Annotated in this window: 8 protein-coding genes and 1 other RNA gene; 5 read left to right on the top strand and 4 right to left on the bottom strand. The window is 67.2% G+C overall.

Annotation, left to right across the window (positions count from 1 at the left end; all coding sequences use genetic code 11):
- On the bottom strand, window positions 1-1,512 hold a 1,512-nt coding region (locus BGO22_RS17005), incomplete at its 3' end, for a DNA topoisomerase (ATP-hydrolyzing) (protein WP_286851888.1).
- 263 nt (window positions 1,513-1,775) lie between these two features.
- Here BGO22_RS17005 and ompA point away from each other — a divergent pair.
- The 4 genes from ompA (at window position 1,776) to ssrA (ending at window position 4,304) form a co-directional block, all read left to right on the top strand.
- Window positions 1,776-2,426, top strand: coding sequence for an outer membrane protein OmpA (ompA, locus tag BGO22_RS17000; RefSeq protein ID WP_070398184.1), 651 nt, complete (start codon window positions 1,776-1,778; stop codon window positions 2,424-2,426).
- Window positions 2,427-2,494: 68 nt separating this feature from the next.
- Window positions 2,495-3,202, top strand: coding sequence for a bifunctional 2-polyprenyl-6-hydroxyphenol methylase/3-demethylubiquinol 3-O-methyltransferase UbiG (ubiG, locus tag BGO22_RS16995; protein WP_070398183.1), 708 nt, complete (start codon window positions 2,495-2,497; stop codon window positions 3,200-3,202).
- 3 nt (window positions 3,203-3,205) lie between these two features.
- Window positions 3,206-3,880 carry an HAD-IA family hydrolase gene (locus BGO22_RS16990; protein WP_070398182.1) on the top strand — a complete coding sequence of 225 codons (675 nt, stop codon included), beginning with the start codon at window positions 3,206-3,208 and terminating at the stop codon, window positions 3,878-3,880.
- A 14-nt stretch (window positions 3,881-3,894) separates the two neighbouring features.
- Window positions 3,895-4,304, top strand: a transfer-messenger RNA (tmRNA) gene (gene ssrA, locus BGO22_RS16985).
- On the opposite strand, the gene BGO22_RS16980 is transcribed toward ssrA, so the two are convergent.
- Window positions 4,283-4,930 carry a DUF2062 domain-containing protein gene (locus tag BGO22_RS16980; RefSeq protein WP_254668120.1) on the bottom strand — a complete coding sequence of 216 codons (648 nt, stop codon included), beginning with the start codon at window positions 4,928-4,930 and terminating at the stop codon, window positions 4,283-4,285. The genes ssrA and BGO22_RS16980 overlap by 22 nt on opposite strands.
- A 119-nt stretch (window positions 4,931-5,049) precedes the next feature.
- On the opposite strand from BGO22_RS16980, the gene BGO22_RS16975 reads away from it, so the two are divergent.
- Window positions 5,050-5,781 carry a 16S rRNA pseudouridine(516) synthase gene (locus BGO22_RS16975; protein ID WP_070398181.1) on the top strand — a complete coding sequence of 244 codons (732 nt, stop codon included), beginning with the start codon at window positions 5,050-5,052 and terminating at the stop codon, window positions 5,779-5,781.
- 21 nt (window positions 5,782-5,802) lie between these two features.
- On the opposite strand, the gene BGO22_RS16970 is transcribed toward BGO22_RS16975, so the two are convergent.
- Together BGO22_RS16970 and BGO22_RS16965 are read right to left on the bottom strand one after the other, a co-directional pair.
- The gene (locus tag BGO22_RS16970) at window positions 5,803-6,537 is read right to left on the bottom strand and encodes a DUF2726 domain-containing protein (RefSeq protein ID WP_070398180.1); all 735 of its coding nucleotides are present in this window, start codon (window positions 6,535-6,537) and stop codon (window positions 5,803-5,805) included.
- 222 nt (window positions 6,538-6,759) lie between these two features.
- A partial coding sequence (locus BGO22_RS16965) for an alpha/beta fold hydrolase (RefSeq protein WP_286851882.1) occupies window positions 6,760-7,303 on the bottom strand: 544 nt, incomplete at its 5' end.

Raw genomic sequence — 7,303 nt, 5'->3', positions numbered from 1 at the left:
CTCGGGCTTGGCCAGGATGTCGAGCAGGTCGTCGATCTCGGCCATCACGTCCTTGTACTCGGCGACGATCTTGTCCTGCTCCAGGCCGGTCAGGCGCTGCAGGCGCATTTGCAGGATTTCCTGGGCCTGCGTGTCCGACAGGCGATACAGGCCGTCGCCCTGCATGCCGTAGCCGCGGTCCAGGCCCTCGGGTCGGTAGTCGTCGGCGTTGATCGTGCCGCCGTCGGCCTTGGCGCGCGTGAGCATCTCGCGCACCAGCTGGCTGTCCCAACTGCGGGTCATCAGCTCGGCCTTGGCCACCGGCGGCGTGGGCGATTCTCGGATGATGCGGATGAACTCGTCGATGTTGGCCAGGGCCACGGCCAGGCCTTCGAGCACGTGGCCGCGCTCGCGCGCCTTGCGTAGGTTGAAGATGGTGCGCCGCGTCACCACCTCGCGGCGGTGTTCCAGGAAGACCGTGACCAGGTCCTTCAGGTTGCACAGTCGCGGCTGGCCATCCACCAGCGCGACCATGTTGATGCCGAAGGTGTCCTGCAGCTGCGTCTGCTTGTAGAGGTTGTTCAGAACAACCTCGGGCACCTCGCCGCGCTTGAGCTCGATCACCAGGCGCATGCCGGACTTGTCCGACTCGTCCTGGATGTGGCTGATGCCCTCGATCTTTTTCTCGTGCACCAGCTCGGCCATGCGCTCCTGCAGCGTCTTCTTGTTGACCTGGTAGGGCAGCTCGTCAACGATGATGGCCTGGCGCTGGCCGCGGTCGATGTCCTCGAAGTGGCACTTGGCGCGCATCACCACGCGGCCGCGGCCGGTGCGGTAGCCGTCCTTCACGCCCTGCACGCCATAGATGATCCCGGCGGTGGGGAAGTCGGGCGCCGGGATCATCTCCATGAGTTCGTCGATGGAGGCCTCGGGGTTCTTCAGCAGGTGCAGGCAGGCGTCCACCACCTCGTTGAGGTTGTGCGGCGGGATGTTGGTGGCCATGCCCACGGCAATGCCCGCGCTGCCGTTGACCAGCAGGTTGGGCAGGCGCGTCGGCAGCACCAGCGGCTCCTTCTCGCTGCCGTCGTAGTTGGGGCCATAGTCGACCGTCTCCTTGTCGATGTCGGCCAGCATCTCGTGGGCGATCTTCGACAGGCGGATCTCGGTGTATCGCATGGCCGCAGCGTTGTCGCCATCGACCGAGCCGAAGTTGCCCTGACCGTCCACCAGCATGTGCCGCAGGGAAAAGTCCTGGGCCATGCGCACGATGGTGTCGTACACCGCCGAGTCGCCGTGCGGGTGGTACTTACCGATCACATCGCCGACGATACGGGCCGATTTTTTGTAGGGCCGGTTCCAGTCGTTGTTGAGCTCGTGCATCGCATAGAGCACGCGCCGGTGCACCGGCTTGAGACCGTCGCGGGCGTCTGGCAGGGCGCGGCCCACGATCACGCTCATGGCGTAATCGAGGTAGCTCCTGCGCATCTCCTCTTCCAGACTGATGGGCAGTGTTTCTTTGGCGAATGAGGTCATGGAAGAAGGGCGCGTGATGGGTCTCTGCAAGGCAACGGAAGATTTTAATCGGCGCCAATCGGGCGCTTGCCTGGGCGGTCATGTTGTACCTGGGCAACGGATGTCGCGTCAGGCCCGTAGGCGTTGTCTGATCTTGGCGCCCCGGGATTGGCGCGATGATCCTTGTGGCACAATGACTTGAGCGTTTTGGAGTGCTCACATCCAGGCGCCTCTATATCTAAATACGTCACGCAGGTCGTCTGCGGCTTACCTAGAGGAAAACCATGAAGAAACTCAACCGAGTGGCAATGCTGTTTGCAACCGCCGCCATGGCAACGGCTGCTGGCGCCCAGACCATCGACAACTGGCGCAATGGCACCAGCGAGCTGGTGTGGAAAAACGGCACCAACGAACTCTGCTGGCGTGACGCCTCCTGGACCCCCGCGACCGCTGCCAAGGGCTGCGACGGCGCCATCGTGCCGGCGGCCGCTCCGGCCCCCGCACCGGCCCCGGCTCCGGCACCCGCCGCCGCTCCGGCCCCGAAGCCCGCGCCTGCCGCCGCCCCCGTGGCCCCCGCCGCCACCAAGGTGACCTACGCCGCCGACGCCTTCTTCGATTTCGACAAGGCCGTGCTCAAGCCCGAAGGCAAAGCCAAGCTGGACGACCTGGCTGGCAAGGTTAAAGGCATCAACCTCGAGGTGGTGATCGCCGTGGGCCACACCGACTCGACCGGTAAGGCCGCCTACAACCAGACCCTGTCGGTTCGTCGCGCCGAAGCCGTCAAGGCCTACCTGGTGAGCAAGGGCATCGAAAGCAACCGCATCTACACCGAGGGCAAGGGCCTGACCCAGCCGGTGGCCGACAACGCCACCCGCGAAGGCCGCGCCAAGAACCGCCGCGTGGAAGTCGAAGTGGTCGGTACCCGCAAGAACTGATCGATTCGATCGTTCTCAAAGAACCGCGCCTCGGCGCGGTTTTTTGTTGTCTTCTCGATAATTGCCCAATGACTGCGCAAACGAATGCCGATCCGGCCGAACTGGCCAAATTTTCCGACCTCGCCCACCGCTGGTGGGATCCCGATGGTGAATTCAGGCCCTTGCACCAGATCAATCCGTTGCGCATGGCGTGGATTGATGGCATTGCGCCCTTGAAGGGCCAACGGGTGCTTGATGTGGGGTGCGGCGGAGGCATCTTGTCCGATGGCATGGCGCGGCTGGGTGCGGACGTGCTCGGCATCGACCTGGCGTCCAAGGCCTTGCGCGTGGCCCAGCTCCATGCCCTGGAGGCGGGTACGTCCGGCGTGCGCTACCAGGAGATCAGCGTCGAGGAACTGGCGCGCGAGCGGCCGGAGAGTTTCGATGTGGTGACGTGCATGGAGATGCTGGAGCACGTGCCCGATCCATCCTCCGTGGTCCGCGCCTGCGCCGCGCTGGTGAAGCCGGGTGGGCACGTGTTTTTCTCCACGCTCAACCGCAACCCCAAGGCCTTCCTGTTCGCGATCCTGGGGGCCGAGTACGTGCTGGGCCTGCTGCCGCGGGGCACGCATGAGTACGCGCGCTTCATTCGGCCGAGTGAGCTCGCGGCCCATTGCCGCGGCGCCGGCCTGGCGCTGGAGCACACGCGCGGCATGGAATACAACCCGCTCACGCGGCGCTATTGGCTCAGCGGTGACACCAGCGTGAATTACCTGTTCGGCACGCGCAAGGTCTGAGCGATGGGTCAGCGCTTCAATGGCCTGCAGGCCGTGCTGTTCGATCTGGACGGCACGCTGCTCGACAGCGCGCCCGATCTCGGCGGTGCGGCCGATAGCCTGCGCGAGGCGCGCGGCTTGCCAGCGCTGCCGATCGGCTCGTACCGCGCCCATGCCGGCGCGGGCGCGCGTGGCATGTTGCGCGTGGCGTTCGACATGGCGCCCGATCACCCAGAGTACGCCGCCCTGCGTTTGGCCTTCCTCGACGCCTATGAGGCGCGCATGCTGCAACTCACGAGGCCCTTCGACGGCGTGCCAACGCTGCTGGAGGCCTTGAGTGGCGCGGACATGCGCTGGGGCGTGGTGACAAACAAGGCCGAGCGGCTCACCCACCCCATTGCCCGGTCGCTGCGCTTGTTCGACGCGGCGGGGGCCATCGTCTGCGGCGACACCACGCCGCACGCCAAGCCCCACCCCGCACCGCTGCTGGAGGCGGCCCGGCGCCTGGGGGTCGACCCAGGGCGCTGCGTCTACGTGGGCGACGACGAACGCGACATCCAAGCGGGGCGTGCCGCCGGCATGCGCACGGTGGCCGCGCGCTACGGTTACCTGGGTCCTGGCGCGGACGTCGCGGCCTGGGGCGCCGATGCGCAGATCGATGCGCCACTCGAGGTCTTGAATCTGATCGAACTGCCCTAAAATCCCATTCTCCTGGGGCTGCACCGGTTTCGACGTGGGTTCGGACGCGCAGCAGGGCATGCCGAGGTTCTGTCACCTCGTAAAACCGCAGAAACAAACCAACTGCCAATACTGAAGCAGCAAACGACAAAGCTTTCGCCCTCCAGGCCTAAGTAGAGTCGTTCGGGGCTTAACCTCCCCGATCCTCGCAACAGCTCGTCGATGGGCTGCGCCGAGGGCCGCAAGGCCTGAAGCCGCGAGGTCATTCACATCGACTGGTTCCGCGCCGGGCAGCTTGGCGCGGGATGAGATCCAAGGCTGCTGGTTGACCGGGTAGCGTGCCACTGCGCGATCCGGCCGGCGAGACCCAAAACAGACGGCTACGCATGTAGAACTGCTCGAAGAAGGCTTGCGGACGGGGGTTCAATTCCCCCCAGCTCCACCACCTTTTCCGCCCGTGGGTCGCTGGCCCGCGGGCTCGCGCTGTTTCAGGCGCCGACGCCTGTCCCAGCGCACGCGCAAGCGCCACGCCGCATGCGCGATGGCGTACGCCACCAGGCCGCAAGCGACGGCCAGGACCGCCAATCCCACGAACAGCGGTTTGCCGACCTGGCCGATCTGCGCCAGCCAGCGCTTGAGCCGGTCGACCAGGCCCAGCCGCTCGGCCTCTGGGTCGGGCGCGGCGGTGAGTTCTTCCACCAGGCGCTCTTCGCTCATGGCCGGCGGCTGAACGGCTTCATCCTCGCCCAGCATGGCCTTGCCGAGCCGGTAGGCCACGTAGTACACGGGCCCGAAAGTGACGGGGTTGGTGACGAACGTGCTGGCCATGGCCACCGGCACGTTGGCGCGCAGCACCACGGCCAGGGTGGCCGCCACGGGCATCTGGGCGATCGGGATCAGCAGGCCGAAGAAAACGCCCAGCGCCACGCCCAGGGCCACGCCCTTGCGGCTCAGGTGCCACAGACGCGGATGGGCCATGAACGGTGCCAGCCAGCGCAGCCAGCGGTTGCCAAGGATGGTCTCGGGCGTGGGCAGCCAGGCCTTGAGTTTTTGTGAAAAACGGGATGTCACGGGGAAAGGCGGCAGATGGGGTGGCGGCGGTCTCTCACCGATCCGGCCGGGCGCAGCGAGTTCGCGCGGAGCGCTTGGCGCCATTGTCGCGGCCTGCCGCCTCAGTAGACTCGCGGCCCATGAAACGCTTGGAAGAACTGCTTTTCTCCCAGGGCTTCGGCACCCGCCGCGTGTGCCGTGGCCTGGTGCAGCAGGGTCGCGTGCGCGTCGGTTCGCCGCCGCAGCCTTGCCTGGACCCCGACGCGCTGTTCGAGCCGCAGGGCTTCGTGTTCGAGGTGGAAGGGGTGCCCTGGACCTGGCACGAGCGCGCCTACCTGGCGCTGCACAAGCCCGCTGGCTTCGAGTGTTCCCAGCGTCCCGGCGCGCACCCCAGCATCTACACCCTGCTCCCCGCGCCGCTGCGCCAGCGCGGCGGTGGCGCGGCCGCCGGGGTGCAGGCCGTCGGCCGGCTCGACCACGACACGACGGGGCTGCTGCTGCTGTCCGACGACGGCGCGTTCATCCACCGCCTCACTTCGCCCCGCCACCACGTGCCCAAGGTGTACGAGGTCAGCTTGCGCCACGCCATGGACGGTCTCGCCTGTCAGCGGCTGCTCGATGGGGTGGTGCTCGACGACGATCCCCGGCCGGTGCGGGCGGCTGGCGCGACCTTGGTGGACGCTCACCACCTGCGGTTGGTGCTCACCGAGGGCAAATACCACCAGGTCAAGCGCATGGTGGCCGCGGTGGGCAACCGCGTGGACGCGTTGCACCGTTCGGCCATTGGCGCCTTGAGCCTGCCGCCGGATATGGCCCCGGGCCATTGGCGCTGGCTCACGCCAGAGGAAGTGCAGGGTTTGCGCGGGCGCTGAGCGGCGCACCGCGCGGGCCGTTCAGAGCAGGTCGCCCTTGCGGCTGTCCAGCGGCATCAGGAAGGAATTGTTGTCCTGCCACTGCGAGTGGTAGTCGCTGCTGCGCGCGTCGGGCACGCTGTTGGGCCAGCTGGACAAGGGGTTGAAGTCGCTGTGCGAGCGCGTGCTCCGCTGGCGGTTGAGCGCGCTGCGCAGGTTGGTCTGGGCCGCGATGATGGCGCGCTCTTCCATCTCGCGTTCGCGCATGGCGCGGTTGAGTTCGGACTCGCCCAGGAACTCGGCGCGGATCTCGGCCACCGTGGGCAGGCTGTTGGAGCGCACCACCCAGTACGGCAGGCCGATCTGGCTCAGCAGGGAGTGCTTGAGCGCGCGCGTGCTGCGCGGAATGCCCGCGGGACCCGGCACGTCCAGGCAGCCGATGACGCGGCCATCGGACTTGCAGACGGTGAAGGTGCAGTACACACCGCCCAGAAGCCGGTACCACTCCATGCCTTCCTCGCGCTGGCGAGGCAGGGTGAAGCGCGTCACCGGCAGCTTGATCATGACGTGGTGGTCGTAGAAGGCCCGCGCCAGCCAATGCCAGACGCGGGCTTCCTCGCTGTTGGCCAGCGGGCGCCCGGTCAGCGGCCAATGCTTGGGCAGGCGGCGCTTCTGCCGCGCCTGGCGCTCCGCCCAGGCCCGATGCGCCAGCGCGCCCACCGCCAGCAGGGCGGGTACGAGGGCGGCGATCAGCCAGGGGTGGGTCCAGATGCTCATGCGTTGGGGTCAGGGGCGACCAAGATGTATCAAAGTGTATAGAGGTGCCGGACGCACCGGGTATTCGCCTTGGGGCAAAGCCGGGCCGCTCGTGATTTGTTTGGTGATTTGGCGGCCAGGCTGTGGTCTGCAGGCTGCGGGGCGGGGGTGGGAACGGGGCGCGCGAGGCGATTGTGGGGTGGGATGGGGCGCACTCCGTCCCTCAGGGAAGGGAATCCCCGCTCAGGCCGTGATGGAAGACCGGAACCAGTGTTCAAGTGCCTCGGTGAGTTCGTGTGGTTTGTCACGGTGCGGGCTGTGTCCGCAATCCTGCAGGGTCAGGACGTCGGCGTGGCGCGCTTGTTCCCGCACGCGATGTAACTGTTGCAGCGTGCCGTATTCGTCCTGCTCGCCCTGCACCAGGAGCAGCGGGGCGCGGATGTCCGCGCAGGCGCCCAGGATGTCGAAGTCGCGAAAGGCCGGGCTGAGCCAGATGTCGTTCCACTGCCAGAAGGCGTTGTCCACGTCGCGGTGGTAACGGGCCAGGCGCTGGCGCAGGCCGCGCGGGTCGTCGTGCGTGGCCAGGTACTGGTCGCGCGCCTGGGCGATGGAACGAATGGACACGTCCTCGACGAAGGCGTGCGGCGCGATGGCGATGCAGCCCGCCACCGGGTGCCGGCTGGCGTGCAGCAGGGCGATGGTGGCCCCGTCGGAATGGCCCACGAGCACCGGTTCGCGCAGGCCCAGGCGGGACAGCAGCAAGGGCAGCACCTCGAAGGCCTCGCGG

This window comes from Hydrogenophaga sp. 70-12 (genome assembly GCF_001897365.1).
Taxonomy (GTDB): Bacteria; Pseudomonadota; Gammaproteobacteria; order Burkholderiales; family Burkholderiaceae_C; genus Hydrogenophaga; species Hydrogenophaga borbori.
Note: the sequence above shows the minus strand (reverse complement) of the source record. Positions and strands in the feature narration are given on the sequence as shown.